This window comes from Rhizobium brockwellii, from assembly GCF_000769405.2.
Lineage (GTDB): Bacteria > Pseudomonadota > Alphaproteobacteria > Rhizobiales > Rhizobiaceae > Rhizobium > Rhizobium brockwellii.
Genome location: NZ_CP053439.1, coordinates 2,076,290 through 2,091,861 on the forward strand (window position 1 = coordinate 2,076,290; position 15,572 = coordinate 2,091,861).

17 protein-coding genes and 1 tRNA gene are annotated in these 15,572 nt (G+C 60.6%); 11 read left to right on the forward strand and 7 right to left on the reverse strand.

Annotation, left to right across the window (positions count from 1 at the left end; all coding sequences use genetic code 11):
- Positions 1–178 precede the first annotated feature (178 nt).
- From RLCC275e_RS10445 to RLCC275e_RS10455, 3 genes are all read left to right on the forward strand, one after another.
- The gene (locus tag RLCC275e_RS10445) at positions 179–964 is read left to right on the forward strand and encodes a hypothetical protein (protein WP_033182728.1); all 786 of its coding nucleotides are present in this window, start codon (positions 179–181) and stop codon (positions 962–964) included.
- Positions 965–1,098: 134 nt separating this feature from the next.
- Positions 1,099–2,673 carry a D-alanyl-D-alanine carboxypeptidase gene (locus RLCC275e_RS10450; RefSeq protein ID WP_033182729.1) on the forward strand — a complete coding sequence of 525 codons (1,575 nt, stop codon included), beginning with the start codon at positions 1,099–1,101 and terminating at the stop codon, positions 2,671–2,673.
- 114 nt (positions 2,674–2,787) lie between these two features.
- Positions 2,788–3,063: a hypothetical protein gene (locus tag RLCC275e_RS10455; protein WP_033182730.1), complete on the forward strand. Its 276-nt coding sequence runs from the start codon at positions 2,788–2,790 to the stop codon at positions 3,061–3,063.
- Positions 3,064–3,149: 86 nt separating this feature from the next.
- Here the strand turns inward: RLCC275e_RS10455 and RLCC275e_RS10460 are convergent, their stop codons facing one another.
- Together RLCC275e_RS10460 and RLCC275e_RS10465 are read right to left on the reverse strand one after the other, a co-directional pair.
- The gene (locus tag RLCC275e_RS10460; protein WP_028733748.1) at positions 3,150–3,587 is read right to left on the reverse strand and encodes a DUF1489 family protein; all 438 of its coding nucleotides are present in this window, start codon (positions 3,585–3,587) and stop codon (positions 3,150–3,152) included.
- 61 nt (positions 3,588–3,648) lie between these two features.
- Positions 3,649–5,052, reverse strand: coding sequence for an L-serine ammonia-lyase (locus RLCC275e_RS10465; RefSeq protein ID WP_033182780.1), 1,404 nt, complete (start codon positions 5,050–5,052; stop codon positions 3,649–3,651).
- Positions 5,053–5,393: 341 nt separating this feature from the next.
- Here RLCC275e_RS10465 and RLCC275e_RS10470 point away from each other — a divergent pair, with 341 nt between their 5' ends.
- Positions 5,394–5,831 carry a VOC family protein gene (locus tag RLCC275e_RS10470; protein ID WP_033182731.1) on the forward strand — a complete coding sequence of 146 codons (438 nt, stop codon included), beginning with the start codon at positions 5,394–5,396 and terminating at the stop codon, positions 5,829–5,831.
- 3 nt (positions 5,832–5,834) lie between these two features.
- Here RLCC275e_RS10470 and RLCC275e_RS10475 read toward each other — a convergent pair whose 3' ends face one another.
- Positions 5,835–7,034, reverse strand: coding sequence for an acyltransferase family protein (locus RLCC275e_RS10475; RefSeq protein WP_033182732.1), 1,200 nt, complete (start codon positions 7,032–7,034; stop codon positions 5,835–5,837).
- A 229-nt stretch (positions 7,035–7,263) separates the two neighbouring features.
- Between RLCC275e_RS10475 and rpiB the strand changes: the two genes are divergently transcribed.
- The 3 genes from rpiB (at position 7,264) to RLCC275e_RS10490 (ending at position 9,705) form a co-directional block, all read left to right on the forward strand.
- The gene (gene rpiB, locus RLCC275e_RS10480) at positions 7,264–7,713 is read left to right on the forward strand and encodes a ribose 5-phosphate isomerase B (protein ID WP_033182733.1); all 450 of its coding nucleotides are present in this window, start codon (positions 7,264–7,266) and stop codon (positions 7,711–7,713) included.
- Positions 7,714–7,951: 238 nt separating this feature from the next.
- Complete coding sequence (locus RLCC275e_RS10485; protein WP_033182734.1) at positions 7,952–8,719, forward strand: DUF599 domain-containing protein; 768 nt, start codon at positions 7,952–7,954, stop codon at positions 8,717–8,719.
- Positions 8,716–9,705 (forward strand): heparan-alpha-glucosaminide N-acetyltransferase, encoded by a 990-nt coding sequence (locus RLCC275e_RS10490; RefSeq protein WP_003559644.1) that lies wholly within the window; start codon positions 8,716–8,718, stop codon positions 9,703–9,705. Before RLCC275e_RS10485 ends, RLCC275e_RS10490 begins: the two co-directional genes overlap by 4 nt.
- 24 nt (positions 9,706–9,729) lie before the next feature.
- Here RLCC275e_RS10490 and RLCC275e_RS10495 read toward each other — a convergent pair whose 3' ends face one another.
- Together RLCC275e_RS10495 and mgtE are read right to left on the reverse strand one after the other, a co-directional pair.
- Positions 9,730–10,122: a MerR family transcriptional regulator gene (locus tag RLCC275e_RS10495; protein WP_011652104.1), complete on the reverse strand. Its 393-nt coding sequence runs from the start codon at positions 10,120–10,122 to the stop codon at positions 9,730–9,732.
- Between the two features lie 64 nt (positions 10,123–10,186).
- Positions 10,187–11,602 (reverse strand): magnesium transporter, encoded by a 1,416-nt coding sequence (mgtE, locus tag RLCC275e_RS10500; RefSeq protein WP_033182735.1) that lies wholly within the window; start codon positions 11,600–11,602, stop codon positions 10,187–10,189.
- A 242-nt stretch (positions 11,603–11,844) separates the two neighbouring features.
- Here mgtE and RLCC275e_RS10505 point away from each other — a divergent pair, with 242 nt between their 5' ends.
- The 3 genes from RLCC275e_RS10505 to RLCC275e_RS10515 all read left to right on the forward strand — a co-directional run bounded on the left by RLCC275e_RS10505 (position 11,845) and on the right by RLCC275e_RS10515 (position 13,629).
- A complete protein-coding gene (locus RLCC275e_RS10505; protein ID WP_033182736.1) occupies positions 11,845–12,339 on the forward strand; it encodes a peptide deformylase in 495 nt (164 codons plus the stop codon).
- Positions 12,340–12,421: 82 nt separating this feature from the next.
- Positions 12,422–12,940: a BON domain-containing protein gene (locus RLCC275e_RS10510; protein WP_033182737.1), complete on the forward strand. Its 519-nt coding sequence runs from the start codon at positions 12,422–12,424 to the stop codon at positions 12,938–12,940.
- A gap of 323 nt (positions 12,941–13,263) precedes the next feature.
- The gene (locus RLCC275e_RS10515) at positions 13,264–13,629 is read left to right on the forward strand and encodes a hypothetical protein (protein WP_033182738.1); all 366 of its coding nucleotides are present in this window, start codon (positions 13,264–13,266) and stop codon (positions 13,627–13,629) included.
- Between the two features lie 77 nt (positions 13,630–13,706).
- Here the strand turns inward: RLCC275e_RS10515 and RLCC275e_RS10520 are convergent, their stop codons facing one another.
- The gene (locus RLCC275e_RS10520) at positions 13,707–14,351 is read right to left on the reverse strand and encodes a methyltransferase family protein (RefSeq protein ID WP_033182739.1); all 645 of its coding nucleotides are present in this window, start codon (positions 14,349–14,351) and stop codon (positions 13,707–13,709) included.
- 172 nt (positions 14,352–14,523) lie between these two features.
- Entirely contained in the window at positions 14,524–15,237 is a 714-nt protein-coding gene (gene lipB, locus RLCC275e_RS10525; protein WP_033182740.1) for a lipoyl(octanoyl) transferase LipB, read from the reverse strand.
- A gap of 182 nt (positions 15,238–15,419) precedes the next feature.
- Between lipB and RLCC275e_RS10530 the strand changes: the two genes are divergently transcribed.
- Positions 15,420–15,504: transfer RNA gene (locus RLCC275e_RS10530), tRNA-Leu, on the forward strand.
- Positions 15,505–15,572: the final 68 nt, after the last annotated feature.

Here is a 15,572-nt window from a genome sequence, read left to right on the forward strand (position 1 = left end):
CTTACGAAAGCGCTTCGCGATCTTAAGCTGCGCTCCTGCGCTTTAAGTCTTTGTTTTTACGCATGTCGTTATCGCAAACCGCTGCATACCTTTGCGCGACGGACTTTAGCATCTTAGTGAATTGTTAACCCTGTCGGTCCGATCATGTCGATGAGAATCATCATCGGACCGGCGGCTCATGTTCTTCCTGCGGCGGACCGAAACGCGAAGAACCGCCATGAGCCATGCCGCACACAGCGCACCCGACGAGCAGCCGCTTCTTTCCATGGGGTTTCTCCTCCGCACGATGGCGGTGATCGCCGTCCTGGCGGTCCTGACCGTTGCCATCAGCATTGGCGGCCGTTGGTTCGGCCGGCATATCTCGCTCGCCGGCAACACCGACAGCACGGTTGAAATCCAGCTGGCTATCGGCCGCGACGCCGTGAAATTCCCCGAGAATGCAATCCGTTTCCCAAGTCAAAGACACGAAGGCTCCGCCGAGCGCGTCGATCTCTACCTCGCGTGGCCGGAGATGCAGGGTTACAGCAAGGAAAATCACCTTCGATTCGACGACATCGCCCAATCCTCCGGGCTTATCTTCCTGCAGATCACCCAGAGCACCATGTCGCGCGACATGTCCGGGCGCCTGGAGCCGATCTATTCGCATCTGCTCGAAGGCCCGGCCGAGCCCTTCCGCGACGGGCTGACGCTGCATCGTCTTCGCGCCGATGCGGGTTACGGCGATGAGGTTCTGCTGACGGCGCCCGTCAAGGGCGGGCCGGATTACGTCGTGCGCTGCATATTGCCGTCAGTCCCGGATAAGGCGGCGGGCGGAGATTGTCAGCGCGATATCAAAGTCGGCAGGGATCTCAGTGTTCTCTATCGTTTTTCGAGCAGCCATCTCGACGACTGGGAACATATTGATGCCGCTATCCGCACCTTTGTAGACGCGCGTCTTGTGAACCGTTCTGCGACAGGTCCCTAAAATGCTCCGCGGACAGCGAAATAAACGATTCATCATAAACGGATTGGTAACGCCCAACCGGTAATTTTAGCAGACGTGCTGCGCGGCGGGAGGTGTGCGGTTCCTGCCAAATTCTGAAATGCCAAATATCTGAAATGCAAGCGAAGAGTGGAATAGTGTCAAGGTCAGTCTCCTCCGTATCATCGTCCCGATCCGGCAGCTTTTTCGCAAGGCTGCTGGCGATCCTTTCGGTGGCCGTCACGATCGTCATGGTCGACTCGGTGAATGCCGACGCGGAAGCGGCAAATCCGAAATATGCGGGCATCGTCGTCGACGCCAAGACCGGCAACGTTCTCTACAGCGAGAATGCCGACCGGCTGCAATACCCCGCCTCCCTGACCAAGATGATGACCCTCTATATGACCTTCGAGGCATTGGAGCAGGGTCGCATCCGTCTCGATACGCCGGTCCCCTTCTCCGCCCATGCGGCAGCCCAGGCGCCGACCAAGCTCGGTGTACGCGCCGGCGGTACGATCACCGTCGAGCAGGGCATTCTCGGTCTCGTCACCCTGTCGGCCAATGATGCGGCGACCGCGCTCGGCGAAATGCTGGGCGGCGGCAGCGAGGATCGCTTCGCCCAGCTGATGACCGCCAAGGCGCATGCGCTCGGCATGACGCGCACCACCTATCGCAATGCCAACGGCCTGCCGAATACGGCGCAGATGACGACGGCGCGCGACCAGGCCCGCCTCGGCATCGCCCTTCGCCAGCATTTCCCGCAATATTACGGCTATTTCTCCACGCGCGCCTTCAAGTTCGGCAGCCGCACGATCCGCAGCCACAACCGCCTGGTCGGTTCGGTGCGCGGCGTCGACGGCATCAAGACCGGCTACACGCGGGCTGCCGGTTTCAATCTGGTGAGCTCGGTGCAGGTCGACGGCAAGTCGATCGTCGGCGTCGTTCTCGGCGGCGCCTCGACGCCTGCTCGCGATGCCCAGATGCGCAATCTGATCGCCAGTTACCTGCCGAAGGCATCGAGCCGCGGCGGATCGTCGGCGCTGATCGCCCAGGCAGCCCCTGCCCCGGCGATGATCGAGACACCCGCTCCGGTTCAGCCGAAGAAGGCCCAGCAGCAGATCGCAAAGACGATCACCGCAGCGCAGCCGCCGGTTTCGGCCGCCGCTGCCGATCTCAGCCTGCCGCACAAAGGCCCGCTGCCGGATGCGCGTTATCAGGTCGCCGAGACCGAGGTCGCCTATGCCGAGACCGCTGCGCCGAAATCCGACAATCCGCTGGTGGCTCAGCCGATGCCGGCGCCGACCAAAGTCAAGACCATGGCCTTCAAGCAGCAGGCATCGGTCGCCGTGCCGACGCCGGCACCCGCCTATATGCCGCCGGAACAGGGCGACACGTCGGTCGATAACGTCACCACCGCCTCGACCACTCCCTCCCCGACTCGTGCCGCTTCAACCAGCAACGGTCCGACCGGCTGGGTGGTGCAGGTCGGCGTCTCGCCGAACCGGCAGATGGCCATGGATCTTCTGGAAAGCGCCAAGAGCAAGGGCGGCAAGGCGCTGGCCTCGGCGAAGCCCTTCGCGGTTGCCTATGCCGCTGGTGGTGACCAGCTTTACCGCGCCCGCTTCGGCGGCTTCGACGATCAGCGCGATGCCGTCAACGCCTGCAAGGCCCTGAAGAAGGCCGGCATCAAGTGCTGGGCGGCTGCCCAATGAGCTATTCGATGCTGCCTGCAAGATGGTTGGCGGCATCGGTGACGGCCGGAATCGGTGTTTGCGTTTCCGGCCACCGTTCTTGAACTCGATCAGTATTGCGTACGGGGAAAAACAATGGCGATCAATGAGAATGTTCCGGGAATGCCTTCAGACCGCCGCATGGCGGCCAAGGGGCGCTCATCTCTGCATCCGCTGCACGAGGCGGCTATGCGCCTCGCCGAGATCGGCCTGCAGCGGCCGAAGGCGAAGTCTCCGAAGACCCGCGATCTCATCAATCTGCTGCTGTGCCATGGTGCCCGCGCCTGGCGCTATTCCCAGCCCGAAGCCCGTGTCCATCTGCACGTGACCTCGCCGGACGGCAGTGCGCCGGTGCAACTGCGCCTGCGCTGAACGCAGAGTACCGCGTGCCCCAAGGGGCACGCTGTCACCTTCAATTCACGCATGAACCTTTCCGGAAATCGCTTCGATTTCGAGGGTTATAGCAGACCGAGGTCCGTAAGCTCGCGGCGAAGATCCGCGGGCATTTCGGCAATGCCGGCACCAAGGCTTGTCAGGTCGCGCGGCACATCGTCCTCAGTGTAATACCGCCAGCCCTGGAAGGGACGCTTCGGCTGCACAACTGTCTCGATGACCTCCGGGCCGAGCATCAGGCGGCAGCGCGAAATCCCCTCGCCGTCGGTGAAGGTCTCGATGTCGAGCAGCTTCTGCCTCGCCTGCACCTGCCCCTTGATCACCCAGTAGAGCGAGCCGCCGTCAAGCAGCTCCTCCATGCGTTTCGGCGCCATGCGCGTCGTATGCACCGAATGCGGCTCGAGGCCGGCGGCGATGGCGCGCAGCGAGCGTTCTGCCACCCATTCGCGCAGATCGTCTATCGAGTCGGCGCCGACACAGAGTTTGATGAGATGCAATGCCATGCTGCCGTTCAAATCCTTTTGGCAGCGAGCGTCAAGCTTCAAGCATCAAGCATCCACAAACTCAGCATTCGACGACGTTGACCGCAAGACCGCCGGTTGAGGTCTCCTTGTATTTTTCGCTCATATCGTGGCCGGTCTGGCGCATCGTCTCGATACAGGCGTCGAGCGGCACGAAATGTTGGCCGTCGCCCTTGATGGCGAGCGAAGCCGCCGTGACTGCCTTGACGGCGCCGAGCGCGTTGCGCTCGATGCAGGGAACCTGCACCAAGCCGGCGATCGGATCGCAGGTCATGCCGAGATGATGTTCGAGCGCGATTTCGGCAGCGTTTTCGATCTGCTCCGGCGTTCCGCCCATGACCGCAGCAAGGCCCGCGGCAGCCATCGCCGCCGCCGAGCCGACCTCGCCCTGACAGCCGACCTCGGCGCCCGAGATCGAGGCATTGTGCTTGATGATGCCGCCGATGGCAGCGGCCGTCAGCAGGTAGTCGCGGATGCCGTTCTGGTCCCAGTCCTCGTGGAAATGCTCGTAGTAGCGGATCGTGGCCGGGATGACGCCGGCAGCACCATTGGTCGGCGCCGTGACGACGCGCCCGCCGGCTGCATTCTCCTCGTTGACCGCCATCGCATAGACGCTCAGCCAGTCATTGGCGAGCAGCGGGTTAACGCGGTTGCTGCGCCACTCCTCCTCCAGCTTGTCGTGAATCCTGCGCGCGCGCCGCTTGACGTTGAGGCCGCCAGGCATGATGCCCTCGACCTTGAGACCACGCTCGATGCAGGAGCGCATTGCCTCCCAGATACGGTCGAGCCCCTGATCGAGCTCCTCTTGGCTGCGCTGGCTCTCCTCGTTCGCCCGCTTCATCTGGGCGATCGACAGCCCGGAGCGCTCAGCCATCTCGAGCATCTGCTTGGCGGTGGAGAAGGGATAGGGCACACGCGTGCCGCCGGCCGCGTTCTTCTTCGCCCGCATCTGCTCCAATTCGGTGTCGGTGACGACGAAGCCGCCGCCGACCGAATAATAGATGCGCTTGACGAGCAGCCGGCCGTCCCTGTCATAGGCGGAAAAGACCATGCCGTTGGCATGCCCCGGCAGCGGCTGTTTCTTGTCGAAGATCAGGTCGGTCTTCGGCTGGAACTGATAGCCGGGGTGGCCCTCCGGCGTGATGCGGCCTGTGCGCTCCACCGTGTCGACGATGCCGTCCATCTTGTCGGGATCGACGCCGTCGGGCGCCTCGCCCATCAGCCCGAGAATGACAGCCCTGCCCGTGCCGTGGCCGATACCGGTATGGGCGAGCGAGCCGTGCAGGCTGACCTTGATGGCTGTGACCTGCGCGCCTGATGACGGCCGCGGCCATTCGTTCGAGAGGATCAGCTCGAGAAACCGTTTGGCCGCCGACATCGGACCCATCGTGTGTGAGCTCGACGGCCCGACACCAATCTTGAAGACATCGAATACCGAGAGAAACATGGGTGCGCCTTCTGAAGATGAGGATGCAAGCTTAAGCGAGGCCGGTTTCGAATCCGTGCGGCGCACCGACATCGCATGGAGCCGGTGCGACATTCGGACTGCACGCTGGAGCGCCACCCGTCCAATAGGACACTCTAGCACTTTGAGCTTGTGCATAATCCTTTCCGAAAATCGAATCCGATTTTCGGGGTCGTGCGCTAAACCAAGCGGCCCGCCTTACCAATCATTGCTGCATTCAATGAAGGCTATTCGGAGGAAGAACTGGTTGCCTTATCTTGACAGCCTGCTCCGACTTCCAATGTCCTGCTAGACGACACCTTGTAGATTGGGAGATTGGACACATGCCGCTCAAACGAATGGACAACGTAGGAATCGTGGTCGATGACCTCGAAGAGACGATTGATTTCTTTCGCGAGCTCGGCCTCGAGCTCGAAGGGCGGGCTGCAATCGAAGGAGAATGGGCGGGGCGTGTCACTGGACTGGGCGATCAGCACGTCGAGATTGCCATGATGCGCACGCCGGACGGCCACAGCCGGCTCGAGCTCTCCCGCTTCCTCAGGCCGCCTGCCGTCGCAGATCACCGCAATGCCCCGGTGAACGCTTTAGGCTACCTCCGCGTCATGTTCACCCTTGATGACATCGACAAGACGCTTGAGAGGCTTCACAAGCGCGGCGCGCAGCTCGTCGGCGAAGTGGTGGACTATCAAGACACGTATCGGCTCTGCTACATCCGCGGGCCTGGAGGGCTTCTCATCGGACTCGCCCAAGAACTCAGCTGAGCGCTATGCGCGAAGCTTCTCGTCGCGATTATCTTGAATGACCGCGCCGTCGGCTCCATCCGAGGGTTCTGCCGTCGCTGAGATTTGCCGTTGATCGGCCATGGCTGACGTTGCGCCGCTCAGCAGGCGCTTTTCGATCTCCTGCAGATCGAGAATTGCGCGGTCCATTTGGTCGGCCGGAGTTTCGCGCGAAACCAGACGCCAGCGATTATCCTGCCATATCAGGACCAACAGCCGCCGGCCTGGAACCTCTATCGTCTCATGGATGAACCATGCCCCGACGACCGCGACGCAAAGCGTCACCACGATGAGCGCTGGTTCAGGCATCAAGGCATCAAAAGTCAGACGCGCCAGGAACATGATGGGGACATGGAAAAGGTAAAGTGAAAAACTGATCTTTCCGAAAAACCGTACTGGTGCAGCTGCCAGGACACGGGCTGCGATGGGAGGCTGTCGAGCGACGAGCCCGACAATGACGGCTGCGGCCACCGCACTTTGCAGGCCCCAAAATTCAGGGGAAAATCCGGGCAAGATATGCCTGTAAGCGAAAAACACAGCCAGAAGGAAAAGCGTTGAAATGCCTGTGAGGGCAGATGGAATCCAGCTGTTCCAGAAGGAATGCATCATTCCGGCAAGTGCGCCGAAAAGAAAATACGGGAGCTTCGAGACGAGCAGGATTCCCGGGCCTGGCAATTCAACCAGGCCATCCACGACGACGACCACGGTGAGGCCCACAATCATGCCGCTATAGCGGTGCGGCTGTGCCAAGCAAAGCCACAGGACGGGAAAGAGCAGATAGAACTGGATTTCGGGTGGTATCGACCAGAAAACACCACTTGAGCCGAGAAGAAAGATATGACGGACAAAATCCGTGCCACTAACGATCGGCTGAACAAAATCCAGACTTTGCATGCTCGACAGTATCGCCACGAGAACGACGGCCACCAGGTAAACCGGATAGATGCGGGCAAAGCGGCTCACAAGAAAATCCAGCACGTTTTCTCTCGTGACCGGCCGTGAGCCGTAGAGATGAGCCATCAGGAAGCCGCTGAGAGCAAAAAACAAACCGACGGCTTCGTCGCCCATCGTCACGAAATGCGGAGCTGTGATCGGAAAGATAAGGCCAATATGGGCTCCAACGACCAGAAGCGCAGCGACACCGCGCAGGCCATCAAGACTCGGGATGTAATCCGGCCGACTCATGGGTCACTTTTGAATTCGGAGTTGAGGTTCAGTCCTGAACAATTGGCCATCACGACTTTACAGGCGGTTAACGCGGCGCCGCCCTGCTCGTGCGCCTCTAGACTGGTGTGGCTCTACACTTTGAATCGACGCATCGTGCTTTCCGAAAATCGATTCCGATTTTCGGGCCGCTGGGCTAGCGTGCATCTTCAAGACGGCAAATTGCTTTGGAAAACGGGACCACTTCTCCATGACAGCCACCGATCGCATCGCCCTCTCCAGCGACCACGCCGCCATTCAGCTCCGACAGGCTATTGCCGGTCATATCGCGGCGCAGGGCTGGATAGCGGTCGATATCGGACCGACAACGCCGGAGAGCACACATTATCCCAAACACGGCGAAGCGGCGGCGCGTCTTGTCACCTCCGGCGATTGCCGGTTTGGCATCATCCTATGCGGCACCGGCCAGGGCATCATGATGGCGGCGAACAAGGTAAAGGGCATCCGTTGCGGCGTCTGCGTCGACACATTCTCAGCCCGCATGATCCGCCAGCACAACGATGCCAACATGCTTTCGATTGGCGTGCGCGTGGTCGGCGAAGGGCTGGCGCTCGATATCGTGGATGCGTTCCTGACCGCCCAGTTCGAGGGCGGCCGGCATGCGATGCGGGTGGGGATGATTGAGGCGCTGGAGGGCTAGCGTCGCCCTTTTCTTCTTCTTTGGGTTACCGTCCCAAATTCCCAAGCCGACGGATGACCGCTGCAGTTAGTTCCTTAAGATGCCGGTCGGCGACCCACCAAGCCTTGTCGTTTCCCGACGCCTCGATTATGCCGGACTGCCGCATGGCCAAAAGCCTGCGCCGAGCCGCCGAACTCGGCCATGCGGCATAATCCGGCTTGCGGCACGATGGCCGCGTTCATGCGGAGACTGAACACTGATGACGACGGCGGACTATATCGCTCTGGCCTTCTTTGCCTGCGTCTGGGTGGGCTATTCCTGGCTGCTACACGGCCGCACCTTCTTCGGACGCACCAGCCTGACCCACGCGATGACCGAACGGCGCCGGGAGTGGATCTACAATTCACTGCGCCGCGACCTGAAGATGATCGACACGCAGATCATGGCCGGCCTGCAGAACGGCACCGCCTTCTTCGCCTCGACCTCGATCTTCGCGCTCGGCAGTTGCTTCGCTTTGCTCGGCGCGACGGAAAAGGTCGACGCGGTCTTCGCCGATCTGCCCTTCGTCCTCCATGGCGGCCATGCCGTTTTCGAGATGAAAGTCGGCGGACTGGCAGTGCTTTTCGGCTACGCCTTCTTCAAATTCGGCTGGTCCTATCGGCTGTTCAACTACTGCACCATTCTCTTCGGCTCGATCCCGATGATGCGCGACACCGAGCGCGACATCATCGCCGCCGAGCGGGCCGCCGAACGCGTCATCCGCATGAACGTCATTGCCGGCAGCAATTTCAACGAAGGCCTCAGAGCGATCTTCCTGTCGATCGGCTATCTCGGCTGGTTCATCAACCCTTATGTCTTCATGCTGACGACGGCGATCGTCATCTTTGTGCTGACACGCCGCCAATTTTTCTCGCAAGCGCGACTGGCGATCATGGATACCGGCCCGCCATCAAATCTCCACCTTTCTGCTATTCGCCGCGATAGGCCGTCGAGCGACGGAAGTGATTTGCCGGAGGAACTTGGATGACATTGCCGGCAAGGGAAACCGACGCAGCGGCAAAACCGCCGCGCATCGGACTATTGGATACGGCGCGCGGCGTCGCGTTGATCGCCATGGCGAGCTACCATTTCAGCTGGGACATGGAGTTCATGGGCTATCTCGCGCCGGGCACGGCCGAGACAGGCTGGCTGAAGATCTATGCCCGGGCGATCGCCACCACCTTTCTCTTCATCGTCGGCGTCAGCCTGGTGCTGTCGAGCACGCCTGAGATTCGCTGGCCATCCTTCTGGAAGCGCTTCGGCATGATTGCCGCGGCAGCCGCGCTGATCTCGATCGCCACGCGCATCGCCATGCCGAACGAGTGGATCTATTTCGGCATCCTGCACTGCATCGCGGTGCTCACGCTCATCGGCGTCGTTTTTTTGAGATTGCCGCTCGCCTTCACGCTCATCGCCACGCTCGCGCTCCTTGCTGCCTGGATAACCGATAATTTCGGACCACCCGGCCTGCTTCGCTCATCCTTCTTCGATCCGCGATATCTCGCCTGGATTGGCCTTGCCGTGACGCCGGAACGGTCCAACGACTACGTGCCGCTTTTTCCCTGGGCAACGCCCTTCTTCGCTGGATTGAGTATCGCCTCGATCGCCATCAGAACCAGGCTGCTGCACCGGCTTGCCGCCGTCGGCACCGGCTCCTGTTGGCCGGCAAGGCTCGGCCGCCACAGCCTTGCTTTTTATCTCATCCACCAGCCGGTATTGATCGCCATCGCCTACGGAATTTCCCTCGTCTTCCCGCCGCAGGCGCCGGATCCGGTCGCGACTTACCTAAGGCAATGCAACGCCTCTTGCGTCATGCAGCAAGGCGAAGCGCTCTGCCATAGCTTCTGCCAATGCACGCTGGGAAAATTGCAGGCGCAAGCCCTGTTCACACCGCTGCAGGCGGGCGCGATCGATATACAAAACGACGAGCGAGTCCAGACGATTGCCGCCGAATGCAGCGCCGAGGCTGAATGAGTTCACCGACAATACGGCGCGTGATCAGGTGGTGACGCCGATTTCGGCGAGGCGGCCGAGGCAGGTCTCTTCGATAGCGTCGAGTTCCGCCAGCGTGTCGTCGATATCCTTGCGCTTCTGGCGCAGGTCGTCGCGCTTCTCGTCGACGCGCTTCATCAGCAGCTTCAGCTGGCCGAGTTCGCCCGGCGGCTCCTTGTAGACCTGGATGATCTCACGGATCTCCGCGATGGTGAAACCAATGCGCCGGCCGCGGAGGATTTCCCCGATGAGGCGACGGTCGGCTTGCCGGAACAGACGGGTACGCCCGCGCCGCTCCGGATGGATCAGTCCCTCGTCTTCGTAGAAGCGGAGCGTGCGCGTCGAGACCCCGAATTCGCGCGTCAGTTCCGTTATGCTATAATATTTGTTCACCGGCATGTGTTCCCCGTCGTCGGACAGACGATAATATTGACTTTTACGTAATAGTCAATTTTGGGGCGGTTCAGATGCCGAACCACCAGGTGGCGATACCAAGAAAGGCGAAGAAGCCGGTACAGTCCGTCACTGTCGTGACGAAGACCGAAGAGGCGATCGCCGGGTCGGCCCCCATCTTGTCGAGCAGCAGCGGCAGGAGGATGCCGGCAAGGGCTGCCGCTATCAGATTGATGATCATCGCCGCCGCAATCACCCCGCCCAGCTGGTAGTTGTGGAACCAGGTCCCGGCGATCGCGCCCATGATCGTCGCGAAGACGATGCCGTTCAGGATGCCGACGCCCGCCTCCCTGCGGATGATGCGGCCGGCATTGTAGATGTCGAGATCGCGGGTGGCGAGCGCGCGCACCGTCACCGTCATCGTCTGCGTGCCGGCATTGCCGCCCATCGAGGCGACGATCGGCATCAGCACCGCAAGCGCGATCATCTTCTCGATCGAGCCGTCAAACAGCCCGATGACGCTTGCCGACAGCATCGCCGTGCCGAGGTTGATCAAAAGCCAAAGGAAGCGCGAACGCACTGTCGAGAGCACATTGTCCGACAGCTCTTCGTCGCCGACGCCGCCGAGGCGCTTGATGTCCTCGTCCGCCTCCTCGTGGATGACGTCGACGACGTCGTCGATGGTCAACACGCCGACCAGCCGGCCGTTTTCGTCGACAACGGCGGCCGAGAGAAGGTCGTACTGCTCGAAGAGCTGAGCAGCCTCCTCCTGGTCCATCTCAGCCGGAACCGGATGGTTGGTCTCGCGCATGATCTGCTCGATCTTCGTCTGCCGCTTGGTGCGCAGGATCTGGTCGAGATCGACGGCGCCGAGCAGCTTGAAGGTCGGATCGATGACGAAGATCTGCGAGAAGGAATAGGGCAGATCCTCTTCGTCGCGCATGTAATCAATCGTCTGACCGACCGTCCAGAATGGCGGCACCGCGACGAATTCCGTCTGCATCCGGCGCCCGGCCGAACTTTCGGGATAGTCCAGCGCCCGGCGCAGCCGCACCCGCTCGGTGAACGGCAGCTGGGCGAGGATCTCTTCCCGGTCCTCCTTGTCGAGGTCTTCGAGAATATAGACGGCATCGTCCGAATCGAGCTCGCCGATCGCCGCGGCGATCTGCGCGTTCGGCATCTGGTCGACGATTTCGCGGCGGATCGCCTCGTCGACCTCGGTCAGCGCGGTCATGTCGAAATCATCGCCGAGCAGGCGCACCAGCGCCAGGCGCTGATCCGGCTGGATCGATTCCAGCAGGTCGCCTATTTCGGATTCATGCAGGCGGGCAACGTTCTGACGCAGGAACAGTGTGTCGCGGTCGGCGATCGCAGCACCCACGAGCGCCAGGAAATCGCTGCGGACATTGCCGTCCTCGTCGTAGATATCGGCTTCCTCGTCATCGGGACGCCTGCGAATGCGGTCTTCCCCGTCGGTCGTCGTCATCTGCCGCCCTCGCATCTGGTTCGAATTTCAACGACTGCCGCGCCGCATTCGCAAATCTCGGCCGAAAACACATTATCAACAAGCGGATAAGCAAATCCCGCGCGAGGCTCCCGCAGCCGGAATTCTTGGCCTCTGCTAGCCCAAAGCACCCGTGTCGTAAAGCGGCAAACCGCCCTTCGTGATGACAATGCCTGCGGCCGGCGATAGTTTCCTCCCCCGTCCATGCAGAGGAAGCCTGCCCCATGCCCATCCGTCCGATTCTGCGCTACCCGCATCCAGGCCTGAAGACTGTCTGCGCGCCTGTGACGGCGTTCGATTCCTCGCTCACAGCCCTTGCCGGCGACCTGCTGGCGACGATGCGCGCAGCCCCCGGCGTCGGCATCACCGCCGCCCATATCGGCGTCTTCAGCCGTGTCACGGTGCTGGAGCTCGACAAGGCCGACGGCGTGCGCCTCTACGTGAACCCTCATATCACCTGGTTTTCGCAGGAGACGATGAGCCATGCCGAAGGCAGCGTCTCGATGCCGGGCGCAACCGACGAAGTCACGCGCCCGCGGGCGATCCGCTTCCGCTATCAGGATGCCGAGGGCGCCGTGCACGAGGACGGTGCCGAAGATTTCCTCGCCATCTGCATCCAGCACGAAGTCGACCAGCTCGACGGCATATTCTGGCTGCAGCGCCTCTCGCGGCTGAAGCGCGACCGTCTCGTGAAAAAATGGGAGAAGACCCAGGACTAACAATCATGGCTGACAAATCGCCGTCCACACCGAACCATTCGCCGCTGCCGGCGTTTCCAGCAGAGAAACAAGGAGCAATGCAATGGCAAGGATCGGTGACAAAACCCAGTTTTCCCCGGAGAAGCCTGAGCTTTCCCGGGAAGAAGATTATCGCGATCTCGAAGAGCGCAATCTCGACGATGGCTGGCCCTATGCCGATGGCAGTGGCGCCGGCACCGGCGGCCCGGATAATCGTCCTTACGGTGAGACAGCAGCCAATTTCGACAGCGATCCCAACAAGGGCTTCCGGATCGACGGAACGGATGAGGACGGCAACGAAAACCGCCTGAGAGATTCGCTACGGGCAGATACGATCGACCGCGATGAAAGTGATGAGATCGAAGCGAGGGTAAACGACAATCTCGAAAACATTCCTGAGGTCGACATCGACAGTATCGAGGTTCATGCGGATGGTCACGTCGTCACCCTGGAAGGCTCGGTGGAGACGATCGGCATCGCCCGCAAGGTCGAACTCAGCGCGCTTTCGGTCGACGGCGTCCGTCACGTCCGCAACAAACTGCAGCTGACCGGTGTCGATGCGCATATCCCGAACGAGGACTGACTTCACGCACAAGGCGTAGATCATCAGCGGGGGGCGGGCTGCCGCCTTCCGCTGATGATCTTTCTCAACATTACTAAAAGTTAACAATTTACGATTGTAGCACCAGCTGTCTTATTCGTGACACCAATCACCCATTTTTTGTTAGGCGGCTTCTGTCACGCGAAGGTCAATTTCGTTGACAACACTGTGATTTCATTTGGACAAAAGGTCGCGGGTGCGTCGCCATATTATCACAAAATTGCCCGAATTGGGGCGCGAACTCGTGTCTGCCGAGGGTTAGTTTTATGTTGTGGAATTCAACAGAAGATTGAGGAGATAGACCCATGTGCATCAAATTTGCCCTTGCCGCGTCCCTGTTCGCCGTCAGCCTTGCAGGCGCTGCCTTCGCCCAGCCGACTTACTCCGACGATTACAACAACGACAGCGACGGCTTCGCCCCAAGCCCCATGTCGAAGCCGGCTCCGGTCCACTACAGCAACCGCAAGGCCCCGGCCTATTCGAGCGACTACACCAATGACAGCGACGGCTTCGCCCCGAGTGCCATGGCGTCTCCTGTCGTCGACAAGACCGCAACGGCCAGCATCAACTCCCTGCCCCCATGCCATAGCATGATTGGCCCGAAGGGCTCCCACACCAAGGGTGCCGACAGCGGCGCCTCTCGCACCGAAGCATGCCGCGCGACGCATTGATCCGATAAAAGACCGGGATCCGATACAAGAAGGGCCGGAAACGGCCCTTCTCTTTTTCAATCGACGTGCTTGTCGTCTCAGAACACGAACGGAGCGAGCCGGTAGCGGGTCGTGGTCATAAAGGCCTCGTAAGCGGGATCCTGCTTCAGCAGGCGCTCCTCCGCCAACAGGCGGAAACACTGTGCGGAAAGGGCCGCCGCATAGATGGCAAAATTCCAAAAGCTCGGATGGGTCAGGAAGAAGCCGATATGCGTCATTAGATAACCCGCATACATCGGATGGCGAATAAACTTGTAGGGTCCGCCGATTTTGACGCCGCGATTGGCCGGCACCAGGCCGAAGCTCCGCCGCAATGTCAGCTTTGCCGATATCTGCAGGACGAAACCAAGTGCCATCACCGTCCCGCAGAATGCGAGCGGCGCCAGCGGCTGTGTCGCGGAGGGTGCGGCGAGCAGCGGGAAGATCGTGCCGATGGCGGTGACCGTCCAGTCGAAGAGGCGCAGAGACGCGTTTTTCGTCGGCCGGCGCGTCAGGATGAGGAAGGCGGCTGCTCCCTCCGAAACGATCAGCAGGCAATCGATGATCGCCCGATTGTCCTGCATCTGCGGCAGGACACGCATGACGATCCCGACAAAAAAATAGCCGATGAGGACTTTCTCGATAAGATCGAGAACGAAATACATATCGAGGAATGACCAGCTTGCCGCTGCATTTTTTTTCATTGTCCTCAGACTTCCACATTCACAGATCTGTAGTGTCGTATATATTTATCATTGCTAATTATAGGTTAAGATGTTCGCTCGCATCTGACGGAGAAGCGATTGCTGAGCCTGACTGCACAATGCGTCAGGCAAGCAATGCATATTGCCCCGTCGCCGTCGGAATCAGTCAGATTTAGCCGGTCGTTTCGCCGAAAACTGCTTCGAAGGCGGTGCGCAGCCGGATGTCGACATCAGCCATCATCACCGGCAAACCAAGATCGACGAGGCTGGTCACGCCATAAGCCGATATCCCGCAAGGCACGATGCCGCCGAAATGATCGAGATCGGGGTCTACGTTGAGCGACAATCCGTGGAAGGTCACCCATTTTCGCAGCCTTATGCCGAGGGCGGCGATCTTGTCCTCGGCCATCGTCCCATCGGCCAGCAATGGCTTTTCCGGCCGGCGCACCCAAACGCCGACGCGATCTTCACGTCGCTCACCGCGCACATTCATCATGTCGAGCGTGCGGATGACGACATCTTCAAGGGCGGCGACAAAGGCGCGCACGTCCTGGCGCCGTCTTTTCAGGTCGAGCATGACATAGGCGACGCGCTGGCCCGGTCCGTGATAGGTGTATTCACCGCCACGCCCGGTCGCAAAGACCGGAAACCGGTTCGGCTGGACAAGGTCCCTCGCATTGGCGCTGGTGCCGGCGGTATAGAGCGGCGGATGTTCGACGAGCCAGACGAGCTCATCACCACCATCTGATATCGCCGCCACCTCGCGCTCCATCGTCTCCACCGCCTCCTCGTAGGGGACGAGGCCGTCGGCGATGCGCCAGCGGACCGGCGGGGTGCCGAGTTGGGGAAGCATGGAGAATTCGAGATCGGTGCGAAGCATGGCCATTCCTTGCCGCTCTCCCCGAAACGCCTGAGAAAAAGGGGCGGCAGGACAGCTATATGGACCCGTTTCGGGGCCAATTCAAATGCTGTGAGCGGTTTTCAAAAAAACTGTCATATCGCCCTTGTGCACCCCAGATGCTTTTGCTACATGCTGCCCCGCCGACGCAAATCGGCACCTACCACGATGCGGTCGTGGCGGAATTGGTAGACGCGCAGCGTTGAGGTCGCTGTGGGGCAACCCGTGGAAGTTCGAGTCTTCTCGACCGCACCATTTCCCTTCAGGGAAACGCTTTCTAAGCGACGATTTCGATTTCACCTCGAAGCTATTTGCGGTTGCTC

Coding starts and splice junctions, on each gene's coding strand:
- RLCC275e_RS10445 (WP_033182728.1), top strand. CDS start 179: ATGTTCTTCCTGCGGCGGACCGAAACGCGAAGAACCGCCATGAGCCAT.
- RLCC275e_RS10450 (WP_033182729.1), top strand. CDS start 1,099: ATGCAAGCGAAGAGTGGAATAGTGTCAAGGTCAGTCTCCTCCGTATCA.
- RLCC275e_RS10455 (WP_033182730.1), top strand. CDS start 2,788: ATGGCGATCAATGAGAATGTTCCGGGAATGCCTTCAGACCGCCGCATG.
- RLCC275e_RS10460 (WP_028733748.1), bottom strand. CDS start 3,587: ATGGCATTGCATCTCATCAAACTCTGTGTCGGCGCCGACTCGATAGAC.
- RLCC275e_RS10465 (WP_033182780.1), bottom strand. CDS start 5,052: ATGTTTCTCTCGGTATTCGATGTCTTCAAGATTGGTGTCGGGCCGTCG.
- RLCC275e_RS10470 (WP_033182731.1), top strand. CDS start 5,394: ATGCCGCTCAAACGAATGGACAACGTAGGAATCGTGGTCGATGACCTC.
- RLCC275e_RS10475 (WP_033182732.1), bottom strand. CDS start 7,034: ATGAGTCGGCCGGATTACATCCCGAGTCTTGATGGCCTGCGCGGTGTC.
- rpiB (WP_033182733.1), top strand. CDS start 7,264: ATGACAGCCACCGATCGCATCGCCCTCTCCAGCGACCACGCCGCCATT.
- RLCC275e_RS10485 (WP_033182734.1), top strand. CDS start 7,952: ATGACGACGGCGGACTATATCGCTCTGGCCTTCTTTGCCTGCGTCTGG.
- RLCC275e_RS10490 (WP_003559644.1), top strand. CDS start 8,716: ATGACATTGCCGGCAAGGGAAACCGACGCAGCGGCAAAACCGCCGCGC.
- RLCC275e_RS10495 (WP_011652104.1), bottom strand. CDS start 10,122: ATGCCGGTGAACAAATATTATAGCATAACGGAACTGACGCGCGAATTC.
- mgtE (WP_033182735.1), bottom strand. CDS start 11,602: ATGACGACGACCGACGGGGAAGACCGCATTCGCAGGCGTCCCGATGAC.
- RLCC275e_RS10505 (WP_033182736.1), top strand. CDS start 11,845: ATGCCCATCCGTCCGATTCTGCGCTACCCGCATCCAGGCCTGAAGACT.
- RLCC275e_RS10510 (WP_033182737.1), top strand. CDS start 12,422: ATGGCAAGGATCGGTGACAAAACCCAGTTTTCCCCGGAGAAGCCTGAG.
- RLCC275e_RS10515 (WP_033182738.1), top strand. CDS start 13,264: ATGTGCATCAAATTTGCCCTTGCCGCGTCCCTGTTCGCCGTCAGCCTT.
- RLCC275e_RS10520 (WP_033182739.1), bottom strand. CDS start 14,351: ATGAAAAAAAATGCAGCGGCAAGCTGGTCATTCCTCGATATGTATTTC.
- lipB (WP_033182740.1), bottom strand. CDS start 15,237: ATGGCCATGCTTCGCACCGATCTCGAATTCTCCATGCTTCCCCAACTC.